This window comes from Rhodospirillales bacterium (genome assembly GCA_016699855.1).
In the GTDB taxonomy this organism is placed as follows: domain Bacteria; phylum Pseudomonadota; class Alphaproteobacteria; order Reyranellales; family Reyranellaceae.
Map to the genome: position 1 here is coordinate 2,972,696 of CP064988.1, position 23,703 is coordinate 2,996,398.

7 protein-coding genes are annotated in these 23,703 nt (G+C 67.9%); 6 read left to right on the plus strand and 1 reads right to left on the minus strand.

Annotation, left to right across the window (positions count from 1 at the left end; translation table 11 throughout):
* Positions 1-1,473: 1,473 nt before the first annotated feature.
* The 4 genes from IPK81_14020 to IPK81_14035 all read left to right on the plus strand — a co-directional run bounded on the left by IPK81_14020 (position 1,474) and on the right by IPK81_14035 (position 20,214).
* Positions 1,474-2,970 carry a hypothetical protein gene (locus IPK81_14020; GenBank protein QQS10753.1) on the plus strand — a complete coding sequence of 499 codons (1,497 nt, stop codon included), beginning with the start codon at positions 1,474-1,476 and terminating at the stop codon, positions 2,968-2,970.
* The gene (locus IPK81_14025; protein QQS10754.1) at positions 2,946-18,101 is read left to right on the plus strand and encodes a hypothetical protein; all 15,156 of its coding nucleotides are present in this window, start codon (positions 2,946-2,948) and stop codon (positions 18,099-18,101) included. The genes IPK81_14020 and IPK81_14025 overlap by 25 nt, the downstream gene beginning before the upstream one ends.
* Positions 18,102-18,215: 114 nt before the next feature.
* A complete protein-coding gene (locus IPK81_14030; GenBank protein ID QQS10755.1) occupies positions 18,216-18,731 on the plus strand; it encodes a toxin-activating lysine-acyltransferase in 516 nt (171 codons plus the stop codon).
* A 25-nt stretch (positions 18,732-18,756) separates the two neighbouring features.
* Complete coding sequence (locus IPK81_14035; protein QQS10756.1) at positions 18,757-20,214, plus strand: HlyD family type I secretion periplasmic adaptor subunit; 1,458 nt, start codon at positions 18,757-18,759, stop codon at positions 20,212-20,214.
* 312 nt (positions 20,215-20,526) lie between these two features.
* Here the strand turns inward: IPK81_14035 and IPK81_14040 are convergent, their stop codons facing one another.
* Positions 20,527-20,967: a hypothetical protein gene (locus IPK81_14040; GenBank protein QQS10757.1), complete on the minus strand. Its 441-nt coding sequence runs from the start codon at positions 20,965-20,967 to the stop codon at positions 20,527-20,529.
* A 982-nt stretch (positions 20,968-21,949) separates the two neighbouring features.
* Here IPK81_14040 and IPK81_14045 point away from each other — a divergent pair.
* Both IPK81_14045 and IPK81_14050 read left to right on the plus strand, forming a co-directional pair.
* The gene (locus tag IPK81_14045; GenBank protein ID QQS10758.1) at positions 21,950-22,939 is read left to right on the plus strand and encodes a toll/interleukin-1 receptor domain-containing protein; all 990 of its coding nucleotides are present in this window, start codon (positions 21,950-21,952) and stop codon (positions 22,937-22,939) included.
* Positions 22,940-23,261: 322 nt separating this feature from the next.
* Positions 23,262-23,600: a hypothetical protein gene (locus IPK81_14050; protein ID QQS10759.1), complete on the plus strand. Its 339-nt coding sequence runs from the start codon at positions 23,262-23,264 to the stop codon at positions 23,598-23,600.
* Positions 23,601-23,703: the final 103 nt, after the last annotated feature.

The window sequence follows — 23,703 nt, forward strand, 5'->3', positions numbered from 1 at the left end:
CTCCATACTCAAATTATTTACATCGCAATAAACGACATCTCAAAATTTGAATTCAAGGACATCAAAGGTCGATCGCAGAAATTGACAATCGAGAGGTTGCTTGCGGCCGAAGTAACAAGATATGCGATGGTAAATGACCTAAAAGAATTTAACGAGTCATTCTTGAGGGCATATACGGGGCGGGAAATTAGCGACACAGATCGTAGACAAGCGGTAAATGATTTTCTTACGTTTTATGCGGGGAATGATGAAAAAAGAGTCAGGATTGAAAATGCCATAGTGCGTGAATTCAACGGTCGTGGAGACGATGTCTCCTACGATCGTGCATCGTACAATTCGTCAGGGGTTGGCGAGGGGAACTATTCAAGCGCTGCTTGGATTAGGATTGCGCAAGCATTGGGGTCACCATGGGTACGGACAGTCGAAGACCTGGGTGAATGGCTAATTCGCCAACAAACTGACATAAAACGAAGGAACGTTTTCGATCAGTATAATTATTTCACCGACTACACAACGGAGTATCGCGGAGATTTAACCGCTAGCGGACCCTCTATTCAAACGTTTCGCAATGAATTGGAAGCAATTCGCTTCGCATACTCGTCTGGAAATTTGCGCAACATAAGTCCTCCATCTTTCCTGGGGCCTGGTGACCCGGGCTCAAGTAAAAGTATCAACGAAAGGATTGACGCAATTGAAGAGACGCTGAGGAATGGCTATGATTTTAGTCGAGATCCTTCCATAGGATCGGTTAGTTTAGGTCGCGTCCTGCAATTGCAGCATCGGTCAGATACTATTGAGGATTCTGGGATACAAGAAGGGTATGAACTTAATAACACATATAACCCCTCGCGAGGATCGTTGGCGCTAGCCGCAGCTCTGTCGACGACGTTTCAGCAGGCAACGGATCTCATTGCTGATGAAATCGCGGGGGAAAGCATCGGATTGCAATTGGTACTAAAGGCAATTCCGGGATTCATTGTAGGCAAGATTGGAGGGAATCTTGCGGAGCAGCTGGCAGGAAATGGCGGAGCAAACGCGAACTTTGTAACGGATTTGGAAAGCGGTGCGTTTGCGAGCGAGATCGGATTTAATATTATTTCGACGCTATACAGCTTCGGCGTTGGGAAAGTGGCGAATCTGACAATAAGTGAACTGGGATTGCATGGAGCGGCGGCCGATCTAGCAAGTCGCGTGTTGAACGTTGGATTCGGAACGATTCAAAACTATGCGTTAGGACAATTGGCGGCGAGTCTAAATGTTGCTGCATATGGCGCAACTTTGGCACCAAACTATATTGCGACTGCTGGCGGCGGCCTCGAAGTGTCGGGGACAATAGGGGTAGCGCCGGAGTTTGGTGCAGGGTTTGGCGCGAGTCTTGCGGGAGCGGTTGGATCGTGGGCGGGGTCGCAGCTAGCAGCTGCCGTGTTCGGCCAATCGCAGGCGCAGGCAATCGGCTCGCAGATCGGATCGGCAGTGGGTCTCGCCATCGCTGGCGCGTTGTCGACAAATCCGCTGACGATGCCCGTCGCCCTCGTTGTCGCGTTCGTCTCTGCGTTCATTGGGGGCGGAGTCGGAAGCCTTTTTTCCAAGAAGCCGAAACCGCACTACTCCGGCGCCCAGCTGGAGTACGACATCGACGAGAAACGCTTCAAGGTCGGCGCGAGCTGGGCGAGCAAGCGGCTGAGCCGCGAGACGGCGGTGGCGATCGCCGAGAACGCGGCCGGCCGGTTGAACGGGCTGACGGACGCGGTGGGCGGCGAGCTCGCCAATCTGAACTTCTCCGAACAGATCTTCGGAGAGGTCATCAAGATGAGGAGGAACGGCAAGCTCAAGTACCACTACTACTACACCCGGGTCGGCGGCAACGCGATGGCCCGCTCGGTCACGTTCGGAGAGACACTGCGGGTCGCGGCACCGTTGACGCAGGGCTCGCTGGTGTATTTTAACGACCCGGAGGGCGCGATCTCGGCCGGAGTGATCAACACCGTCAGGGACATGAAGTTCGCCGGCGGCGACATTTTCCTTAAACGGGTTCTGGACTACGTCGACCGCCACTACAGCTCCACCTACAACGACTACAACGGCGGCACGACGACGCTGACCGAGGGCGAAGCGCTCGACGACCTCGTCAAGGACATCGGCTACGCGACGGACTGGGGCTTGTACCTCGACAACCCGACGAAGTTCCTCGAGCAGATGGCCGAGGCGTCGCCCGATGCGCAGAAGCGGTGGGAGGAGGCGCGCGAGCGTCTGGTCGAGCTGGGCGTGGACGCGCCGTCGCAGGAGCAAGTGGTCGGAGAGGTCGACACGGCGTTCTCCATCACCACCGACGAGTTCGAGCGCGCCTACCTACGCCACGAGTGGTCGGGGCTGTGGAAGGACGAGAAGGACCGGCTCGCGGAGGCGCTGGCCGAGGCCAAGGTGCTGGCCTACGACGAATGGCTGTCGACGGAGGGCGCGTCGACCGGTGGACGGCGCCACGACGACGCGCTGGGACCGGACCAGGGCTGGACCATGGGGCTGATGGCGCTGGATCTCGGCGCCGACGGGCTGGAGGTGCTGGAGGCGGAAGATGTCAACGTCCGCTTCGACATCGACGGCGACGGTTTCCTGGAGGCTTCGAGCTGGATCGGCGCCGAGGACGGCTTCCTCGCACTGGACCGGAACGACAACGGCGACATCGACGACGTCAGCGAGCTGTTCTCGTGGGGCTACGCCACCCGGCGGCCCGGCATGGAGGACGGCCCCCGCGCGCTGGCCAGCCTCGACAGCAACGGCGACGGGCTGGTGGACGCCCGAGACCTCGACTGGGACCGGCTGCGGGTGTGGGTCGACACCGACCAGGACGGGGCGACTGATTTCGGGGAGCTGCAGGCGCTGTGGCGCTTCTCGATCAAGGCCATCGACATCGGCGGCGACCACGGCCGGGGCGTGCTCGACGCCGAGTGGCTGTTCGCCCGCCCGCGGTGATCCTCTACACGCAGGGCGTCATCGAGACCTACGACGCGCAGTTGTCCTACGATCCCGAGGGCGTGCGCGAGGTCCAGACCGAGTTCACGTCCGACGATCCCCTGTCGCTCTTCCATGTGCGCATCGAGAGCGAGAGCGAGCGCATCCGCCTCGACCTCGATAGCGGTATCCGCCACGGCACCGAGGGCGCCGACCTCATCATCGGCGCCACGGCGCGGGCGGCCAGCGGCGACGACCGGGGCGATTCCGGCGACGACGTCATCGTCGGCGAGGGCGGCCTCGACACCATGTACGGCGGCGGCGACACCGCCGGTGGCGGCGCCACCTACGCCTATGTCGACCCCACCGGCACCTCGCAGACGTTCTATGGCGGCCGCTCCGGCGGCGACACCTTCGTCCTCAAGGCCGAGGCCGGCGCCGGCTCCGCCCCGCTGTACGGGGGCGACGGCGACGACGCGGTCATGTTCGAGGGCACGGTCGGCGTCACGTACGTGCTGGACACCGCCACGCAGCGGACGACGCTCTACGATCCCGGCGCCAAGCCCACGGGGATGAGCGACGCCGACTACGCGCGCCTGCGCGCCAGCTACCCGCGCGTGGTGGAGAACCATTGGGGTATCGAGGCGGTCAGCGGCTGCGAGGGCAACGACACCTTCTCGACTACCGCGCGGACCGACGGCGCCGTGACCATGGCCGGCAACGGCGGCGAGGACCGCCTGATCGGCGGGATCGGCGACGACCGGATGGACGGCGGCGAGGGCTCGGACTGGATCTACGGCGGAATCGGGAACGACATGATCGACGGCGGCTCCGGCCGCGACATGCTGTTCGGCGGCGACGGCGACGATTTCCTGACGGCGGAGACGGCCGATCCCACGATCGAGGTGTTCACGCCGGGAACGAGTGTCTTGAACGGCCTCAAGGTCAGTTCCGAGGCCGCGCCCATCATCATCGACGGCGGCAGGGGTCGCGACACGCTGAGGCTGGTAGGCGTCGAGAACGTCGAGGTCGAGCTGGACGAGATCGGCATCGAGACGCTGATCTCCGGCAACGGCGACGACACCCTGACGCAGACCGGCGAGACCAACGTCTTCATCGGCGGCGGCTGGGGCGATGACACCATCACCGCCTCTGACGGCCACGACTCGCTGGAGGGCGGCGAGGACAAAGACCGCATCTCCGGCGGCGCGGGCGACGATGCCATCGCCATGGACGCCGCCGACCTGGGCCTCGTCGAGGACACCGACACCGTCGCGCGGCAGTTCCTGAACGGCGACACGCTCACGGACGGGTATTACGGCTCGCTGCGCAGCATCTACACGACCGAGGGCGGCGAAGCCTACTATCTCGACGCCGACGGCGTCGCCGTCCACGGCGTCCTGACCACCATCGCCGAGGGGGGCGGGTTCCAGTCGATCGACCCCGACGTGTCCGTGACGCTGGTCAGCGAGACCGAGTATCAAGTCCGCATCCGCGGCGTGTCCGCGGTCCGGGGCGGGGTGGGTTTCGACCGGTTGGCAGTGCAGGGTGAACGCGGCGTGTCGTTCGACGTCGGCGCGGGCGAGTTCGAGATGGCGACCGGTGGCGCGGGGAACGACCATCTCTTCACGCACAAGCGTGACTCCGTCCTGGTCTACGGCGAGGGCGGCGACGACACGCTGCAGGGCGGACGCGGCAACGATCTTCTGAACGGCGGCGTCGGCGACGACACGCTCAAGGGCGGGATCGGCAACGACACGCTCAACGGCGCGGACGGCCTGGATATCGTCTCCCTCGCCGACAAGACCGCGACGCTCGTCGTCGCGCTGGCTCCGCAGATCTCCGGCACCACCGTGTACAACGTCGTGGGTCTGGACGACACGGTCACCGGCACGGTGTGGACCGTCGACGATTTCCGGACGACGGTCGACCTGGGATCGGGCGAGGCCGAGGTCCTGATCGACGTCGAGGGATTGGTCGGCGGGACGGGGAACGACACGTTCTACGGCACGTCCGGGGGCGACATCCTCGAAGGCGGCGCCGGGGCCGACGTCCTCTACGGCGGGTTCTGGCGGCCCGCGACGCTGCAGGATTCGGATGGCGATGATGTCGAGGGCAAGGTCTTCGGCGGCGGCGACGATGTCTTCGTCGGCGATTCCTCGAGCTCCGACACGTTCTACGGGGGCGACGACACCGCCTTCGGCGGCCTGACGTTCTACGGCGGCGAGGACACCGCCGACTACCACAAGCTCACCGCGGGAGTGACGGCCAATCTTACGAGCGGGACCGCGTCCCACGGCCTGTTCACGTCGGACAAGCTCTATGGCATCGAGCATCTGATCGGCGGGACCGGCAACGACGCTCTGACCGGCAGTGCCCGGGACAACTCCCTTTCCGGCGGCGCCGGGAACGACGTCGTTTCAGGCGGCGATGGCGACGACGAGCTGGAGGGTGGCGCCGGCAACGATTCGCTCGAGGGCGGCTCCGGGAACGACACCGCGATCTACGCCGGCGCGCTGGGCGCCATCGTGGCCACACTGGGTTCGGGGTCGGTCACCGAGACGATCGAGGCCGAGGAGCGCCGCGCCAACGACACCGTCGACGGCAAAGGCACGTGGACGGCGGGCGCCGGCGCCACGGTGTGGACCGACGCGATCTCGTCGATCGAGGACCTCATCGCGGGGGATTACAACGACACGGTCACCGGCTCGACGGCCGCCAACGGCGTCGAGGCCGGCGCCGGTGACGACACCGTCTACGGCGCGGCGGCCGCCGACACCCTGGGCGGCGGCTCCGAGAACGACGCCCTCTACGGCGGCGACAACGGAAGCGATTCGACGGTCTCCGTCAGCGGCGGCTACGATACGCTGTTCGGCGGCGACATCCTCTACGGCGATTCCGGCGTCGACACGCTTTACGGCGACGCGGGGCGCGACACGGTGTTCGGCGGATCCGGCAACGACGTGCTCTATGGCGGCGCCAACGGCTCGGACGCGACGTTCGCCGACGGAACGCTCTACGAGACGCTGTACGGCGGCGACAGCCTGTACGGCGATTCCGGTGACGACACCCTGGTGGGCGGCGCCGACAACGACGCCCACGGCGACACGCTCGACGGCGGCGCGGGCTCCGACACCGTGTCCTACGCCGGCACGACGATCGCCCGCGTCATCCATCTCGACAACCTCGTGGTCGACGACGTCGAGCTCTCCTACGGCACCGTCGCCGACGGCTCGGGGGTCGACACCATCGTGTCGGTCGAGAACGCGATCGGGACGTCGGCGGCGGACACGATCTACGGCACCGACGGCCAGAACGTGCTGGCGGGAGGCGAGGGGAACGACCTCCTCTACGGCGGTCTGGGCGCCGACGGCCTCAAGGGCGGCGCCGGGAACGACGTCTACTATTTCAGGGCGGCGGAGGGCACGACCTACGCCGGCGACGGGCGCGACGTGGTGCTCGACGCCGTCACGATCCGGCGCGAGATCGATCTGCGGGAGGTGGGCGGCACGCCGACGCTCTCGCTGCCGGAGGCGTTCGAGTTCACGGTCGACTGGACCAACGACGTTCCGGATACGACCGGGCCGCAGCCCGGCACCGACACCCTCCTGCTGGGGATGTCGGAGGACGACCACGACCGGCTCGTGTTCCGCATCGACGGCGGCGACATGCTGGTCGGGATCAGGCCCGACGGGGACACCGCCACCCGCATCGAGGACCTGGCCGACGTCGTGCGTCTGCGGGATTTCGTGAACGAGCGGAACCGCGTCGAGCGGATCGCCTTCACCGACTCCGGCGGCACATACTGGGGCTGGTCGACGCCCGACGACGGCGCTACCTGGATCCTGACGCGCTCGGCCGCCGAGGAGGGGCTGGACCCGGTCACGCTCGGCGCCACCGACGACGGCTACACGTTCCACCATGGCGACGGATCCGTCGTGATCCGCGACGAGCACCGCTACACGACCGCCGTCGAGCGTCCGATCGAGGTGCGGGTCAACTACACGCACGCCGACCCCGACCATCTCGCGACCGCCACCCGCTACGAGATCGACCATTTCGTCGTCGACAGCGGAGATGCCGGCGCGCCGGGCGCCGTGACGCGCTACGTCGAGACCCTGGCGGCCGACGGTGGCGACGACACTCTGACGCTCACGGGCATCGCGTTCGAGGACGCGATCTTCCGCCTCGATGGCGCCGATCTCGTGATCGCCGTCAAGGACGGCGACCGGCCGTTCGACGTCCTGACCGACCGCGTCACGATCCGCGACTGGTTGGCCGCGTCGAACCGGATCGAGGGTTTCCTGTTCGCCGACGGCGCCAAGGACGCGCAGGACGTCCTCGACACCATCGACCTCGCCGGCGACGACGCGATCGACGCCGCGCGCGGCGGCGCGGACTTCCTGCCGGAGACGCTTGACACCGGCGCGGGCGATGATTCCGTGGTGCTCGACGTCGTCGAGGAGGATGGCGGGATCGCCCACACGCTGACCGGCGGCATCGGGAACGACACCCTCAACGCTGGCGCCGGCAACGACGTCTACGTCTACCGCCGGGGTGACGGCCGCGACCAGGTCCACTACCAGGCGTTCGAGATGGACGACACCATCGTCCGCCAGCTCGTCGAGACGCGCACCGCCAGCCACAGCTACTCGATGTCCGGCACCGGCGCGCGCACGGACGAGTACATCGCGGATTTCTTCGAGCTCTCGACCTCGCCGGAGCCGCTGGAGACCGATGGCGGCACGAACGACATCCTGCGCCTGACCGGCGGCATCGCGCTGTCCGACCTGGTGTTCCGCCGCGACGGCAACGACCTCGTCGTCGGCGTGCGGCAGGCCGACTACGTCAGATGGCAGGAGCTCGATGACCGGATCGTCGTGCGCGACCATTTCCAGGCGGGCGGGAACAACCGGATCGAGTGGCTCGAGCTTGACGGCGGCCACCTCGTCGACCTCGGCGCGCTGACCGACGTGGTCGCCGGGCCGGGATCGGAGAACTTCCTCGACCAGACGCTGTCGGGCACCGACAGCACGACGCTCTCCAACGGCTCCGACTGGTTCGAGGCCGGCGAGGGCCACGACGTGCTCTACGGCGGCACCGGAACGGTGACCGTGGCCACCGGCGACGACTATTTCGTGGGGGGCGCAGGCAACGACACGATGTACGGCGGCGACGGCGACGACCGCTACTACGCCGGCGCCGGCACCGACGAGGACACCGTCGTCGACTCCGCCGGCTCCGCCGACATGCTCGTGGTCGGCGTGCTTCCCGAGATCGTCGCCATGACCGTCTCCGGCGGCAACGGCGTCGTCGAGTTCGTATCGGGCGACCACGTCACGATCCTCGGGCAGGACACCTCGGGCACGCGCGTCGAGAACCTGCACGAGTCGAGCGCGGGGCGGACGGCCACATGGAACACGGTCGGCACCGGCGGCGGCGACTGGATCGTGGGCGTGGCGACCGTGAGCGCGGGCGCCGGTGGCGACGTCGTGATCGGCAGCGCGGCGGCCGACACGGTCGATGGCGGCGGCGACAGCGACTACATCATGGGAGGAAGCGGCAGCGACACGCTCGACGGCGGCTCGGGCGAGGACACGCTCTCCTACGCCTACGCTACGGCCAACGTCGTCCTCGACGGCAGCAACGGCGCGACGCCGACCACCGTCAGCCTGGGAGGCTCGGACGTCGACGTCATCGCGAACTTCGAGAATTTCGCGGTCGGGGCGGGGAACGACACGGTGTGGGCGACCCACGGGCGCAACATCGTCTGGGGCGGCGCCGGCAACGACGCGATCTACGCCTACGACGGCGAGGACACGCTCTACGGCGGCGCCGGCGACGACACGCTGGAGGGGGGCTACTACGGCGGCTCGACGCTAAACGGCGACGTGCTCTACGGCGGCGCCGGCGTGGACTACCTCGACTACGTCGGCAGCACCGTCTCGCTGACCATCGACCTCGCCGAGGGCGGCGCCTACGACGACACCTACTACGACATCGAGGCGATCCGAAGCGGATCCGGGAACGACACACTCGGCGGCGACGCCGCCGACAACTTCCTGCGCGGGGGCGCCGGCGACGATGTCTACATGCTGCGCGCCGAAGGCGGCGACGACACCATCGAAGAGTATGACGGCTCCGCCGACGCCATCAGGGTGCTGGACATCTCCGAGATCGCCGACATCCGCAAGGGTCCCGGCACGTCGTGGCAGAGCCTGATCGCGACGCTGCAGGACGGCACGCGGCTGGAGGCGCTCTACCAGTGGGGAGCGTCGAACTACCGTATCGAGCTCGTCCAAGCCGGCACGATCGAGGAGGCATCGGCGACCTGGCACGTCGCGAGCGGATACGATGGAACCACGCTCGCCGAGGTCATCGTCGGCGACCTCTACTACTACGACCACGTCGACTGGAACTACGGTCAAGGCGGCGACGACCTCATGTTCGGCGGCGACCTCGACGATCATCTATTCGGAGGGACGGGCAACGATCGGCTCGCTGGCGGCGAACACGACGACGTGCTGACAGGCGAAGACGGCGACGACCTCCTGGTGGGTGGCGCCGACAACGACACGCTCTACGGCGGAGCCGGCAACGACACCGCCTCCTACGTCTACGTCACGGCCAATCTCGCCATCGATCTCGCCGACACCTCCTACGTTACGATCGCGGCCGGCCTCGACGTCGACCGGCTGTTCGGCATGGAGAACGCCACGGGCGGGTCCGGCGACGACACGTTGATCGGCACGTCGTCCGCCAACGTGCTCTCCGGCGGCCGGGGCGACGACACGCTGCGCGGCGGCGGCGGGGAGGACACGTTCTACGGCGGATACGGCGAGGACACGCTTTCGTGGTCCGACGACACGGCCGGCTACGAGTTCTGGCTGCGCGGCGACGCGGCCACGACCGCCTACGGTGATTCCGGGTACGTGCCGGCGGAGACGGCCGATGGCGGGCATTTCGGGACGGTCGGCGACCGGCACTACTGGGGAATCGAGGGATTCCAGGGCGGAGCGGGCGACGACGTCTTCCGGATGGGCCAGGCGGCGAACGTCGTCGAGGGCGGCGCCGGGCAGGACACCGTCGACTACGACGGATTGTCGACGGGCAGCTTGGTTTCAGGGGCCGGCGTCACGCTCGCCCTCGGCGGCGGCATGGGCCGCGGCGGCTGGGCCAGCGGCGACCGTGTCAGCGGCGTCGAGGTGCTGATCGGGTCCGCGCTCGACGACGCCTTCGCCGGGGAGGATGACGCCGTCACGATCGGCACGCTCGGCACCGGATCCGATCTGGCCGTCCACGTCTACGAAACGCGCACCGGCGCCGACGGCGTGGACACCTACTGGCGCCACGAGGGCGGCGACGAGACCTTCTTCGGCGGCGCCGGGAACGACGGACTCGACGGCCGGCTCGGCGACGACACCCTGTACGGCGGCGGCGAAAGCGATTCCCTTTTCGGTGGATACGGCCACGACACCGCGTACGGTGGCGATGGCAACGACACGTTGGCCGGCGGCGTGGGCGACGACGTGATGTATGGCGGAGCCGGACACGACGTGTTCCGCATCGGTCTGTACGCGACGGGCGCGCCGCCGTGCGACGACACGATCTACGGCGGGAGCGGCAACGACACCGTCGCCATGGCCGACCTCGCCGAGATCGCCTTGATCGAGCGCGGCGCCGGCAACGACCTCATCTTCCGTCTGGCCGATGGCGGCACGGTCGTCGCGGTCGGCGGGGCGGGGTCGGGCGACGGGCGGATCGCGATGCTGGTCGACGACGCCAGCGGCCGCGAGATCGAACTGCCGACCACGTGGTCCGACGCGGGCGACACGCTGGACGACGCGCTCTTCGGGAACACGACCGCCTCGACGCTGACCGGCGCCGACGGGGCCGACCTGCTTTTCGGAGGTGGCGGCAACGACACGCTCTACGGCGGCCGGGGCGACGACACCCTGGTCGGCGGGGTGGGCAACGACACCTACTACGGCGGCGACGAAGACACCGTCACCATCGGGGCCACCACGACGACGCCCGGCGGCAACGACTACGTGTCGTTCGCGGGCGACGACGGCGTCGTTCTGACCGGCACCGTCATCTCCGACACCGTCGACAGCTGGAGCGCCACGATCTCGGGTCAGGGCGGGGACGTGTTCGCGGGCATCGAGGGATTCATCGGCTCATCGGCCGACGACACCATGACGGGCCGTGACGACGACTTCGAACGCTGGTTCGACACACTTCTCGGCGCCTACGGCGACGACACGCTGTCGGGAAGGGCGGGCGACGATTCCCTCTCGGGCGGCGAAGGCGAGGACCTGCTCTACGGCGGCCTGGGCGCCGACACGATGTCCGGCGGCGGCGGCGACGACACGTTCATCGCCGACGCCGGCGCCGACGTCATGTTCGGCGGCGACGGCTTCGACTGGGTAGACTACGCCGGGTCGGCCACCGGGGTGGTGGCGCGGCTGAACATCGGCGCGGGCCTCGACGACGACACGGTCGCCGACACGACGCACCATTCCGCCGGCGACAGCTACGCCGGGATCGAGGGACTTCGCGGAGGGGTGGAGACGGACCGCCTCTACGGCGACGCGGCGGTCAACACGCTGGACGGCCGGGCGGGCGACGATCTGCTGGACGGCGGACTGGGCGACGACGTCCTGATCGGCGGCGAGCCCACCGGCACGCTGACGCACGGCGGCCGCGACACGCTGATCGGCGGCTTCGGCCGCGATACCCTATACGGCGGCGACAACGACGACCTGTACGAATACGCGCTCGGCGACGGCGACGACACGATCTTCGAGGACGCCACGCTGGGCGGGACCTCGGACGTGCTCTCGCTCGATTCGATGGCCAACGTCCGTCGCATCCGTCGCGGCGACGATCCGACGAACACCATCGCCAACGACGACCGGGCGTTGTTCGTGGAGTACGCCGACGGGGCCGTCATCTCGATCCTCGACGAGTTCGTGGACGGGCGCGACGTGGTCGAGGCGATCCGCGACCGTAGCACCGGCCGCACCTACCTGGTGCTCGGCGCGGGCTCCGGCACCGACACGATCGGCGACGCAGAGGACGAGATCCTGGTGGCCGGCGCCTCCGGCTCCTCCAACACCCTCTACGGCGGCCTCGGCGGCGACGTGCTGTTCGGGGACGCCGCCGCGGACTCGCTCTACGGGGGCGCCGGCGACGACACGCTGTTCGGCGGCGCCGCCAACGACCGGCTGGACGGCGGCACCGGCATCGACCGCGTGACCTACGCGGCCGCCGGCGCGGGCGTCGTCGTCGACCTCTCCGCCGGCACCGCCTCGGTGAACGGCACGGGAGAGGTCGACCAGCTGGTCTCGATCGAGGGCGTCGTGGCCACGGCCTACGCAGACACGGTCTACGGCGGCTCGAACAACGACATCCTGTCCGGCGGCGCCGGCGTCGACCGGCTCGAGGGCGGCGGCGGCGACGACACCATCGAGGGCGGCGCGGCCAACGACACGCTTTACGGCGGGTCCGGCAACGATCTGCTTTCCTACGAGCGGTCCCGGATCGGCGTGTTCGTGGATCTCGCGACGAGCTCCGTCTCGGGCGGCCACGCGGCCGGCGACGTCGTCTCCGGCTTCGAGCACGTCATCGGCACGCGCGAGGCCGACACGATCTACGGCGGCTCGGCGGCCAACTCGTTGTTCGGTGGTGGCGGCCGCGACACCATCGCGGGGGGCAACAACTCCGACACCGTCGGCGGCGGCTCCGGCGCCGATACCCTCTACGGCGGCGACGACGTGGGCGACATCCTGTCCTACGCCGGGGCGGTGGAGGGCGTCACCATCGACCTGTCCTCCTCGATCGCCACGGGCGGGGACGCCGAGGGCGACGTGATCTCCGGCTTCGAGGGCGTGGTCGGCGGAGGCGGCGACGACACGCTGTCGGGGACGGCGTACGCCGACCTGATCGGCGGCGGCGCGGGCGGAAACGACACGCTGCAGGGCGGTCTCGGCAACGACACGTACCAGTTCGACCGCGGCGGCGGCCACGACACGGTGCGCGACGAATACGGGACCACGACCACCGCCGCCGGCACGGACAGGCTCGCGTTCGGATCGGGAGTGGCCGTGGCGGACGTGTTCGCGCGCATCGGCGCGGCGTCCGGCAGCGACGACCTACAGCTCGGGCTGCGGGAGACGGACTCGACGCTGAAACCGTTCGATTCGCTGGCCGACCGTATCGACCTCGTGGACTGGTTCGACACGGCGCGCCGCGTCGAGAGTTTCACGTTCACCGACGGGACGACACTCGACCTCGCGGGCATCGGCGCCCACATCGGCACCGACGAGGCCGACACGGTCGGCTGGACGCTGACCGCCGTCGACATCAACGTCTGGGCGGGCGACGACACGGTCACGACGGGGAGCGCCGACGACATCGTCGAGGGCGGGGCGGACGGCGACACGCTGGACGGCGGCGGCGGCTTCGACATGCTGTCCTACCTGCGCGACACCGCCGGCGTGGCGGTGACGCTGGGCGCGACGGCTTCGGGCGGCGACGCGCAGGGCGACGTCGCGGTGAACTTCGAGGGGCTGATCGGCGGCTCGGCGGCCGACACGCTGGCCGGCGATACGTTCGCCAATGTGATCGAGGGCGCCGGCGGGAACGACGTCCTATCGGGCGGAGGCGGCGTCGACACGCTTTCGTACGGCCACGCGGGAGCCGCCGTGACCGCGGCGGTGTTCGGATCCGGCACCGGCACGGTCTCGACCGGCGGCGCCGGCACTGACATCGTCACCGGCTTCCTCCATCTCGTGGGTGGCGGCCACGGCGATTCGCTGTCCGGCTCCGCCGACGTCAACACCATCTGGGGCGGCCTCGGCGACGACGTCCTCAAGGGGGCGGACGGCTCGACACTCTACGGCGACATCCTCTACGGCGGCTCGGGAACCGACTACGTCTCGTTCGAGGACCGGTCGGGCGGCGACACGTTCAGCCTGGGTGGCACGACCCTCGGCGGCGACACGATAACCTCGATCGAGGGCGTGCGCGGAACGACCGGTGGAGACACGATCTTCGGCACGTCCGGCGCCGACGGCCTCGACGGGTGGTCCGGTGTGGACCAGCTCTACGGCGGCATCGGCGCGGACGAGTACCGTTGGCAGCGCGGCAACGGGAACGACACCATCTGGGACAACACGGCCGGCGGCACGGACGCCTCGGTCGACACGCTGCGGTTCATGGGCGTGGACACGTCCGGCGCGGCCGCCGCGATCACGCTCGACGACCTGTCCGTCAGCCTGTCCGGCGCCGACCTGGACATCGTCGTGGGTGGAACCGGCGGCGCCCACGCGCTGGTCAAGAACTGGACCTCGACCGACCGGAAGGTCGAACGCATCGTCACGTCGGACGGCGTCATCCTGGACATCTCCGGCGTCTCGACCTTCGCCACCGGCACGTCCGGCGCCGACACGATGACCGGCGGCGGATCGGTGGATTGGCTCGCCGGCGGCGACGCGGCCGACACCATCGCGGGACTGGGCGGCGCCGACATCGTGCAGGCGGGCGCCGGCGACGACACGGTCTCGGGCGGGGCCGGTGCCGACATCCTGGCGGGCGGAGCCGGCAACGACGTCTACGCCTTCAACCTCGGCGACGGCCAGGACACCATCGTGGTGTCCGGCGGCGGCAACGACACGCTGCGGTTCGGTCCGGACATCGCCTTCGACCAGCTGTGGCTGGAGCGTTCCGGCGACGACCTCGTCATCTCCGTCATCGGCACCACCGACAGCGTGCGCCAGACCGGCTGGGGGCTGGCGTCCTCGCCGCCACGTCTGCACGCGATCCACGCCGGCGGATACGGGCTGGATACGACGGGCATGCTCGCCCTCGTCGCGGCCATGGCGGAACTGGAGCCTCCCGCGCCGGGCGAGACCACGCTGCCGCCGGGCACGCGCGCCTCGCTCTACGGCGACGACATCGGCGACTGGACCGGCGTCGCCGGCGACACGATGTTCGGCACGTCCGGCGCGGACACCATCACCGTCGGCGGCGGCGACGATCCCGTGGTCGACGCCATCGGCGGCGCCGACGTGGTCACGGGCGACGGCCGCGTCAACACCCTTCTCGGCGGCGGCGGCGACGACACCCTCGACGGCGCGGGCGGCATCGACGCGCTGTTCGGCGGCGCGGGCGACGACACCCTCAAGGGCGCCAACGCCGGCGACCGGCTGGCCGGCGGCGCCGGCCGCGACGTCGCGGACTACCGCTCGTTGTCGAGCGCGATCTCGCTCGACCTGGTGACGGGGGCGTTCTCGATTGGCGGCTCGGCGGCGGACGACCAGCTGTTCGATATCGAGGGTCTCATCGGCGGCACGGGCAACGACGTCCTCTATGGCGGCGTGGCCAACGACTACTTCCGGGGCGGCGCGGGAGCGGATCTCTTCTACGGCGGCGCGGGCGGCCAGGACACGCTATCCTACGAGGGTTCGTCCAGCGGCGTGTACGTCACGATCAGCGGCGGCGGATACCTCGGATACGGAGGCGACGCCGCCGGCGACGCGGCGTTCAACGTGGATGCCGTCGTCGGTAGTTCGCATGCCGACACGATCTACGGCACATCGAGCGCCGACACGCTCGTGGGGGGCGCAGGCAACGACACCCTGATGGCCGTCGGCGGCGACGACGCCTACAGCTTCGACACCGGCTGGGGCAACGACCTGGTCACCGGCGACACCGCCGGGACGGACACGCTGCGGTTCGGCGCGGGCATCGCGGCCGGCGACTTCCAGTTCGCCGCCTCCGGGTCCGACGCCACGCTGACCGGCGCGCCGACCACCGACGTCATCCGCCTCGCGGGCTGGTCGACCTCGGGCAACCGCGTGGAGACGGCCGCCTTCGTCGACGGATCGACGCTGTCCCTGGCCGGCATGACGGCCGGCGCCACCGGCACGTCCTCGGGCGAAAGCGTCGTGGGCGGCGCCGGGAACGACTGGGTGGCCGGTCTCTCCGGCGACGACAGCCTCTACGGCGGCGCCGCCGACGACATCCTCACCGGCGGCGCCGGCGCCGACACGCTCTACGGCGGCGCCGGGAACGACCAGCTCGCCGGCGGCGCCGGCAACGACGTCTACGTCTTCGGCCGGGGCGGCGGCAGCGACCGGATCGAGGCGGTCGACGTCGACACGTCGGGCGTCGTGGACGTCGTGGATTTCGGGAGGGAGATCCAGGCCGACCAGCTTTGGCTGGAGCGTTCCGGCGACGACCTCGTCATCTCCGTCCTCGGGACCACCGACAGCGTCGTCGTCAGCGGATGGTTCGCCACCCCCGTCGCCGGCATGGCCCGCAAGCTGGACGAGATCCGCGCGCTCGGTTTCCGCCTCGCGGCCGCCGACGCCGACCTTCTGGTCGCCGCCATGGCCGGCATGGAGGTCACCCGGGCCGACCTCGCGCGCCTGTCGCCGGCGCAGCGCTACCAGAGTCGACCAGGCGCTGGCGCGCAACGGCGCCAGCGGCGGCTGGGCGGCGCGCTGGACGACCCTCTCCTCCAACGGCCCAGACGACTACTCCTCGCGACCACGTCCGCGGCGACCTTCACCGGCGGCTCCGGGGTCGATGTCGTGAGCTACGAAAGCCTCGACGCCGCCGTCGCCATCGACATGGACACGACGACGGCGACCATCGCGGGCGCCGGCGGCGTCACGCACGTGTTCTCCTCGATCGAAGGCGTCGTCGGAGGCGACCACGCCGACACCCTGCGCGGCGACGCCAACGAGAACTGGCTGTTCGGCGGATACGGGAACGACACCCTCCAGGGCCGCGCCGGCGCCGACCACCTGTTCGGCGGCGCCGGCCGCGACATCGCCTCGTACGCGGGCTCGAGCTCCGTCACCGTCTACCTCTCCACAGGCACCAACAGCGGCGGCGAGGCCGCGGGCGACGTCCTGTTCGATTTCGAGGGCGTCATCGGCGGCGGCTCCGCGGACACCTTCTACGGTGGCGCGACCGACGACCTTTTCATCGGCGGCGCGGGCATCGATTCGTACTATGGAGGCGACGGCGTCGACACGGTGTCGTACGACGGCTCCAGCGCCGTCACGATCGACAGCTCCGGCAACGGCAGCGGCGGCGACGCCGCGAGCGAGTACGTCGACAGCTCGATCGAGGCCGTCGCGGGATCCGAGAACGCCGACGTTCTGCACAACGCCAGCCGTATCTCATACCTCTATGGTGGCGCCGGCAACGACACGCTGACCAGCTCGACGACCAGCACGCTCGACGGCGGGGCGGGCGTCGACACGATGTACGGCGGCGGCTCCGCCGACGCCTTCCGGCTTGGACACGGCGACGGAGTCGACACGATCCACGACACGGCGGGTTCCGACGACCGGCTCATGCTCAAGCGCGGAACGGAGCTCTCGGACCTGCGCCGGGCCACGATCGGCGGCGACGTCTGGTACGGTCTGCGGGATCCCGACGACCTCGAGGCGGCCTTCGCCGACCTGCCCACGCGCGTCCGGGTCGCCGCCGGCGCGATCGAACGGATCGCGTCGTCGGACGGCTTCTCCTTCGCGGTCGGCGACCTCGCCCTGGCCGAGGGCAGTCTCGGCGCCGACACCATGGAGGGAGGCGACGGAAACGACTGGATCACCACCGACGACGGCGACGACTACGCCACCGGCGATGGCGACAACGACGTCGTCGTGGGCGGCGCCGGCCGCGACCAGCTCTATGGCGGCGCCGGCGACGACGTGCTCGACGGTGGCGCGGGCAACGACACGCTGGACGGCGGCGCCGGCAACGACGTCTATCGCTGGGCCGGCGGCGGTGGCACGGACAGCGTGGTCGACGGCGGCGGCAACGACACGCTATGGCTCGGCGACGGACTGGATGAGACCAACCTCTGGTTCCAGGTCGTCGGCCACGATCTGCGCATCCACCAGATGGGCGTCGAGGGCACGTCGCTGACCATCCGCGGCTGGTACGACTCCGCCGACAACCGTCTGGAGACGATCCGGACGGCGGACAGGAAGGTGTCGCTGTCCGATCTGGAGGCCCTGCGGCAGGCGATGGCCACGTTCGCGCCCGAAAGCGACGCCAACGCCCAGATCCCCGCCTTCATGCCCGACCAGCTGCGGACGCCGCTGGCCGCGGCATGGACGTCGACGTGACCTGGCGGAGCGACTCCGCGCGGCGCGAACGCGGTGGCCGCCGCCCGCCGTCGACGGGTAGAGTCGCCGCCGGGCGCCGCCCGCGCGGCGCCGGGATTTTCCACGGGGGATGCGATGGCTGGTAGCGAGGGACGTCCTGCGGGGAACGGCGCGTTGGACGGCGGCGCGCCCGCCGGCGCGATCACGGACGTCGAGAAGATGGCCGCCGGGGCGCCGGCGCAGCAGGGCTCGATCGAGAAGATGACGCTGGTGGGCTGCGCCGCCTTCCTGATGATGAACACGCCCACCCACAAGCACGTCTTCATCTCCGACCTGGAGTGGTGCGTCATCCCGCCGATCGCGCTCGGCCAGTTCCACCTCTGGCGCCGCCAGGGCGTGCCCGTTGGGTTCGCCAGCTGGGCGTTCCTGAGCGAGGCGGCCGAGGCGCGCGTGCGGAGCGGATCGCTCCGTCTGGCGCCCGACGACTGGAACTCCGGCGACCGGCTGTGGCTGATCGACTTCCTCATGCCGTTCGGCGGCCAGCAGGAGGGCATGATGGACCTCAGGAACCGGGTGCTCGCCGGCAAGAAGGTCATGACGGTGCAGCGCTCGCCCGACGGCGGCCTCAGCTTCACCCAGTGGGGCGCCTGAGGCGCCCCGGACGGGAGGCGGAGACGTGGCGTTTGACCGGCTCACAAAGGCGCTGGGCGTCTGGCGGCAGTCGGTGCGCGACGACCGGGCGCGCCCGAAGGACGTCCACAGCCGCGACGGGATGGAGTTCCTGCCGGCCGCCATCGAGGTGATGGAGAGCCCGCCCTCGCCGGTCGGCCGCGCGCTGCTGTGGCTGGCCTGCGGTTTCGTGACGCTGGGGATCGCCTGGGCGTGGTTCGGGGAGGTCGACGTCGTGGCCGTCGCCTCCGGACGGGTGATCCCCTCCGGCCGCGTCAAGCTGGTCCAGCCGGCCGAGCTGGGCGTGGTGCGCACGATCCACGTCCGCGAGGGGCAGCGGGTGCGGGTGGGCGACCTGCTCGTCGAGCTCGACACCACCGTCAGCGGCGCCGACCGCGACCGTCTGGCGCGCGAGCTCCTCACCACGACGCTGGACCGCGCCCGGCTCGAAGCCTTGCTGGCCAGCCCGGCAAACCCGAGGACGGATTTCGAGGCGCCGGCGGAGGCGACCACGGAAATGATCGACGTGCAGCGCCGGCTGATGGCCGCGGAGGCGGCCAAATTCCGCGCCGCCATGGCCGGGCTGGACGAGGAGGAGAAACGCCGGCGCGCCCAGCGCGACGTCTCGCGCGCGCAGATCGACAAACTTAAATCGGTGATCCCGATCCAGCGTGAGAACGCCAACGCCATCGGCTCGCTGGTCAGCGAGGGCTACGCGGCCAAGCTCAAGCACAACGAGCTAAAGGAGCGGCTGCTCTCTTCCGAGAAGGACCTCGCCACGGAGGGCGAGCGGCTCAAGGAGGCCGAGGCGTCGCTGCTGGCGGTGCGGGAGCAGCGCCGGCAGCAGGAACAGGAGTTCCGCACCCAGATCCTCAAGGAGCTGTCGACCGCGACCGAGAAGGGCGCGGCCGCCGGCCAGGAGCTGCGCAAGGCGACCCAGCGCGGCGTCCTGCAGGTCCTGCGCGCGCCTGTGGACGGCGCCGTGCAGCAGCTGGCCGTCCATACCGTGGGCGGGGTGGTCCAGCCGGCCGAGACGCTGATGGCGATCGTGCCCAGCGACGGCGGGCTCGAGATCGAAGCCATGCTGCAGAACAAGGATGTCGGCTTCGTGAAGGCCGGGCAGTCCGCCGCCATCAAGATCGAGGCGTTCCCCTACACCATCTACGGCACCCTGCGCGGCGAGGTGACCGACGTGTCGGCCGACGCGGTCGCGGCGCCCGGCGCCGCCCAGCAGGCCGGTGGACGGCCGGGGGCCCGGTCCTCGGCGGGCGAGCCGCAGGCGGCGTCCGTGTACGTGGCGCGGGTGCGCCTGGAGAAAGCTGTGATCGAGATCCAAGGTAAGCCCGTGGCGCTCGGGCCTGGCCTCGCCGCCAGTGTGGAGATCCGCACCGGCACGCGCACGGTGCTCACCTACCTGCTCGATCCGATCACTCGCCATCGCAGCGAGTCGTTGAGGGAGCGGTAGCACTTCTTGATTGCGCCGCAGCGCTTGGCTGGCGTCCTCGACTGCCCACGGGGTAGACGGCTTCACGAGCGCGTTCGGCGGCGGCGAGCTTGTCTGTAGTGATGCAACGAGATTGCTTTGTGGGCGAGAGTGGCGATCCGTAAAAACCGGCCACCCTAGTCGTGGAAGTCTGCATCCGATTCTCGGGTGACTCTGCAGGGTCTCTGATGCGCCTACAAGACCAGGCCTTTGAAACGCACCACGCTCTTGCTCGGCGCTGACGAGCCGGACGACGACCGTACACAGGGCGATGCCGACGTTGCCCTTCGTAGCTTAGAGCGTTGAAAAATAGCCCTCGAAAAGCTCGGTGAACGCAACTCGAAAGGCGACGGAGACATCGGATGGATCAACTCCCCACTTTTGCCGATCGTCTCTCCTAAACGGGATCACGATCCCAATATTTACCCTCAATTTCCCGTTGTTCCACTGAAACGACACCACCAGTTTGTGATCAAAATTCGCTCCAGGGCTCCCGGATGGCTTCCTGATCGTCAACTCCACCGTCCGATCATGCCCAGATCCGTTCGAATCAATCACGGCAATCTGTCCGTCTGCCTTTAGTGCATCGACCGCACGTCCGAACGACGGAGCAATAACCTGCTCGACGAGATAGTCCGCTTGCTCACTGGCGGTGCCGGAGGCGGGATAGGGAGGAGCAGGCTTCAGATGAGAGATCTTGGCCTTCTCGATGAGCGCCTTGTAGTCGATGTTCAAGACGTAGCCCTTTCAAGTGGGTTTTCATGAGAGATCGACTATCAACTATACATTGTAGACGGTGCGGCCGGCAAGCGGGTTCGACACTGTGTGCGGCCGTGGCGAGGTGGGAGCGATGCGATGCGCCAACTCGCAGGTCCCATAGTGCATCGGGATGGCGTCGGCGCTGGCGGGTGCCTGCTCAAGAGGTTTGGGGCGTAGAATCGAACTACACTCGAGACGCGAGCCGTGCGAATCTGTTGAGCAACTCGGATGGCGAATCAAGCTACGTGGAATTTTGCATGCCGACCTCAAATTCAACCGAGCGTCTCGTGCCGATTGACCGACTGCGCGTGTGTGGCGTTGGCGAGTTGGAACCGGGTGAACTCTTTGTATCATGTTGGGGTCGGACGGGCAGTCGGTTGGCGCTATTGGGATCCTCGCATGAGCAGCGCGATGGAGCGCGCTTCGCAGTGTGGCTTTCGGATGAGGCGGGTCATTTGACCGCCCCTAGCTACGATCGCATCGAGACCGCGGGCGAATTGGTGGCATCGTTTGGTCGAACGTTCGAGTTCGTCGTCGACCCTCTCGATCCACACAATAGAATCGACCGGGCTCCCGGCAACATCGAAGGCGCCGCCCTTTTTCGGATGCAAGATCGAGTCGCGTTGCGGGCGCAGTCGAAAAGCATAAGACTTTCCGATATCATCATCGATGTTCGGACGGGTCTACTTCTTCCAGCCGGGCCCGCTCCGACTATTTCGTTCGCATCCTGGACTCTCCGTCTCCAGCCCCTACAGCCGCACCAGGCACCTGTCGTCCTCGGCAGACTGGATGCACGAGCAACACTCGAGGGCGCGCGTTGAGATCGCGGTGAACGGACGCCGTGATCGCGGCATTCGAAGAAGCGGATGCTTGGAGGGCTGCGGGGCGTGATTGATGCTCTCATGCGCCTGGAGCACGGTCGTCTTCGACCAAGAAGTCAGGAAGGGGGGATACCGCAATGGTAAGCGTATTTTTTTCATACTCTCACAAAGACGAAGCACTTCGAGACGCCCTCGAGACGCAGTTGTCCATGCTGAAGCGGCAGGGAATCATCGAGACATGGCATGACAGGCGGATTGGCGCTGGCGAGGTGCTCGACGAGGTCATCGACAGAAGGATCAATAGCGACGAGATCATTCTTCTGCTTGTTAGCCCCGATTTCATCGCCTCGAACTACTGCTATGATGTCGAGATGGGGCAAGCCTTGAAGCGGCATGAAGCGAGAGACGCGATCGTCATTCCGGTCATCCTCCGCCCATGCGAATGGCACCATGCGCCGTTCGGAAAGCTAGCGGCGACGCCACGGGATGGAAAGCCGATCACCCGCTGGACCGATCGGGACGAAGCCTTTTTGGATGTCGCGCAAGCGATTCGGGAAGCAGTCAAGCGCCTCCGCAAAAGTCCGCATCCCCCCTCGCGACCACTCGATCCTACCTCGACCGATCCCCACACCGGCAGGGGGCGAGCCGACGCTCCATCGGTGGCGCGATCGTCCCTGTCGCCAGCGGGACCCCGGTCTAGCAATCTGCGCCTTGCCAAAACGTTCAGCGATCGCGAGCGTGACGAGTTCAGGCTTGAGACGTTCGAGTATATGGCACGCTTCTTCGAGAACTCGCTCGCGGAACTAGGCACGCGCAACGCCGGCGTGGAGGGCCGATTTCGCCGGGTGGACGCAAACCGCTTCTTCGCGACGATATATCGCGATGGGCAGGCGAAGGTGCGTGCCACGCTCTTCACCAGCCATGGCGCCTTCGGAAACGGCGTCTGCTATACGGAGAGTGAGACAATGGAGAGCAATACGATGCATGGAAATGTGTCAGTCGATGCGGACGAGCAGTCCATGTTCCTTAGAGGCGTGATGCTGCGGGGCGGTAGCAGCGCGCAGAAACTGACGCAAGAGGGTGCATCCGAAGCCTTCTGGGAGATGATGATCAGTCGACTTCAGTAGGTGACCAAGATTCAGCCCAACGGCGGGTGTATCGTGTGGTTCTGAAAAGGTCTTCGGGCGCGGGCGCTCGACGTCGCAGCGAATCGCACAGGCGATCGACATGGTGGCGCGCAACTCGCGCTCGACACGCGAGCCGAGCACTTCCGGCTGCTGAAGCACAGCGTCACTGGCGAGGACATTATCGACGGATGCTGATCTTCTCCTGCCGGGGGCCGCTCTTCTCCTGCTGGGGCGCGATTCCGGATTGACGCCGGCCTCGAGCGCGCGCATCTTGCGGACGTTGTCGCGGCGTCGTCGCGGCCGAAGTCCACAGGGGACGAAGATGAACAGCCCACGCATGATCGACATGATCGACATGACCGACGACCGCGCCGGCGCCGAGCTGGCGACGCGGCCGCGCCAGGACGAACGCGACCTGCTGGGGGCGTTGGGCGCGGCGCTGTACGGGGAGCAATGGCGCGGGCCGATGTGCCACGCGCTCGGCGTGAACCGGCGCGTCCTCGATCGCTTCATGGCGGCGACGCTGAAGCCGGACGGCGATTGCTTCCGGCTGTATCCCGACCAGTGGGCCGAGCTCGAGCGCATCGCCGACGCGAACCGCGAACGCCTGGACTTGGCTGCGCGGGTGTCGTCGATGACGCGGCGCCTCGCGGGAACGTAGCCGGCCGCTCTTCTCCCGGACGGGTGCTCTTCTCCTGGTGGGGTGGGCTGATCTTCTCCTGCTGGGGGCCGCTCTTCTCCTGGTGGGGTGCGCCGCGCTCGAG